Raw genomic sequence first — 2,521 nt, 5'->3', positions numbered from 1 at the left:
TCGTGCCGCTGCAGATCGGCGCGCGCGACGTCGCGTTCCCGTTCATCAACTCGCTTTCGTTCTGGATGACGGCCGTCAGCGCGATCCTGATCAACGTCTCGCTCGTGATCGGCGAATTCGCGCAGACGGGCTGGCTTGCCTATCCGCCGCTGTCGGAGCTGCAGTTCAGCCCGGGCGTGGGGGTCGATTACTACCTGTGGGCGCTGCAGATCTCGGGTGTCGGCACGCTGCTGACCGGCGTGAACTTCTTCGCGACGATCATCAAGATGCGCGCGCCGGGCATGACGCTGATGAAGATGCCGGTGTTCACGTGGACCGCGCTGTGCACGAACGTGCTGATCATGGCGTCGTTCCCGATCCTGACCGCGACGCTTGCGCTGCTCGGCCTCGACCGTTACCTCGGCATGCACTTCTTCACGAACGAAGCCGGCGGCAACGCGATGCTGTACCTGAACCTGATCTGGGCGTGGGGCCATCCGGAGGTCTACATCCTGATCCTGCCGGCGTTCGGCATCTTCTCGGAAGTCATCGCGACGTTCGCGAAGAAGCCGCTGTTCGGCTACAAGACGATGGTGTACGCGACCTGCGCGATCATGGTGCTGTCGTTCCTCGTGTGGCTGCATCACTTCTTCACGATGGGCTCGGGCGCGAACGTGAATGCGTTCTTCGGCATCATGACGATGATCATCGCGATCCCGACCGGCGTGAAGGTGTTCAACTGGCTGTTCACGATGTACCGCGGCCGGATCGAATTCACGACGCCCGTGCTGTGGACGATCGGCTTCATGGTCACGTTCACGATCGGCGGCATGACCGGCGTGATGATGGCGATCCCGGGCGCGGACTTCGTGCTGCACAACAGTCTGTTCCTGATCGCGCACTTCCACAACGTGATCATCGGCGGCGTGCTGTTCGGTTATCTCGCGGGCTTCAACTACTGGTTCCCGAAGGCGTTCGGCTTCAAGCTGAACGAGAAGCTCGGCAAGGCCGCGTTCTGGTTCTGGCAGATCGGTTTCTACGTCGCGTTCGTGCCGCTCTACGTGCTCGGCTTCATGGGCATGACGCGCCGGATCAACCATTACGACAACCCGGCATGGCATCCGTGGCTGCTGGTCGCCGCGTTCGGCGCCGTGCTGATCGCGATCGGCATTGCCTGCCAGCTGCTGCAGCTCGTGGTCAGCATCCGCAATCGCAACCTGCCGGAATACCGCGACACCACGGGCGATCCGTGGGGCGGCCGCACGCTGGAGTGGGCGACCTCGTCGCCGCCGGCCAACTACAACTTTGCGGTGATCCCGCAGGTGCGCACGCTCGACGCGTACGCGGACATGAAGGCGCGCGGCGAAGGCCGGCCGAACCCGGCGTCGATCCATGACATCCACATGCCGTCGAATACCTGCGCGGGCCTGATGGTCGCGATCTTCAGCCTGGTGCTCGGCTTCGCGCTGGTGTGGCACATCTGGTGGATGGCGATCGGCGGTCTCGTCGGGATCGTCGCGACGCTCGTGATCTACAGCTCGCGCGACAACGACGGTTATTACATCCCCGCGTCGACGGTGCGGAAGATCGAAGGCAAGCAGCCGACCACGCACGCAGCCGTGCGCGTCGACGACGTGGAAATGGAGGCCAACTGATGTTGCAGAAAACCTTGAGCGCAACCCTGCTCGAGCACGACGACCATCCGCCGTCGCATTCGGTGTTCGGTTTCTGGTTGTACCTGATGACCGACTGCGTGATCTTCGCGGCGCTGTTCGCGACCTTCGCGGTGCTGGGCAACCAGTACGCGGGCGGCCCGACCGCGAAGGATCTGTTCGACATTCCGGGCGTCGCGGTGGAAACCGCCGCGCTGCTGCTGTCGAGCATCACGTACGGTTTCGCGATGCTGGCGGCCTACAAGCAGCGGCGCGGCGCGCTGCTCGCGTGGCTCGCGGTGACGTTCGTGCTCGGCGCGGCGTTTCTCGCGATGGAACTGCGCGAGTTCTCGCACCTGATCGCGGAAGGCGCGGGCCCGCAGCGCAGCGCGTTCCTGTCGGCATTCTTCACGCTGGTGGGCACGCACGGGCTGCACGTGACGGTCGGCCTGATCTGGATGGTCGTGCTCGCCGGGCAGATCCTGTCGCGCGGCGGCGACCTGACCGATCGCGACCTGCGACGCCTGACGTGCCTGAGCCTTTTCTGGCACTTTCTCGACATCGTGTGGATCTGCGTGTTTTCCTTTGTCTATCTCGCGAGCGTGATCTAAATGGCCCATTCGCATTCGTCTCAACTCGAAGAAGGGCACGGCAGCGTCGGCGGCTATGTCGCCGGCTTCATCCTGTCGGTGCTGCTCACGGCCGCGTCGTTCGGCCTCGTGATGGGCGGCGTGCTGTCGCCGCATGCGTCGCTGATTGCGCTCGCCGTGCTCGCGTTCGTGCAGATCATCGTGCATCTCGTGTACTTCCTGCACATGAACAGCTCGTCGGGCCAGCGCTGGAACGTGATGGCGTTCAGCTATACGGTGCTCACGGCGGCGATCCTGATC

The 2,521-nt window shown here is 63.7% G+C and carries 3 protein-coding genes; all 3 read left to right on the top strand.

Features of this window, described 5'->3' with window-relative positions; genetic code table 11:
• The coding region (locus GQ57_RS27840) for a cbb3-type cytochrome c oxidase subunit I (protein ID WP_034199578.1) at positions 1-1,634 on the top strand (1,634 nt) is incomplete at its 5' end.
• Complete coding sequence (gene cyoC / locus GQ57_RS27835) at positions 1,634-2,242, top strand: cytochrome o ubiquinol oxidase subunit III (RefSeq protein WP_031399414.1); 609 nt, start codon at positions 1,634-1,636, stop codon at positions 2,240-2,242. The genes GQ57_RS27840 and cyoC, both read left to right, overlap by 1 nt.
• Positions 2,243-2,521: cytochrome o ubiquinol oxidase subunit IV (cyoD, locus tag GQ57_RS27830; RefSeq protein ID WP_034199577.1), on the top strand; the 279-nt coding region annotated here is incomplete at its 3' end.

Origin of the sequence: Burkholderia sp. MSh2 (assembly GCF_000731655.1) — a bacterium.
Taxonomy (GTDB): Bacteria; Pseudomonadota; Gammaproteobacteria; order Burkholderiales; family Burkholderiaceae; genus Burkholderia; species Burkholderia paludis.
This window is presented reverse-complemented; position numbering and strand designations above follow the sequence as displayed.

Bases quoted from the DNA above. Each gene is read 5' to 3' on its own strand.
- cyoC (WP_031399414.1), top strand. From the start codon at position 1,634: ATGTTGCAGAAAACCTTGAGCGCAACCCTGCTCGAGCACGACGACCAT.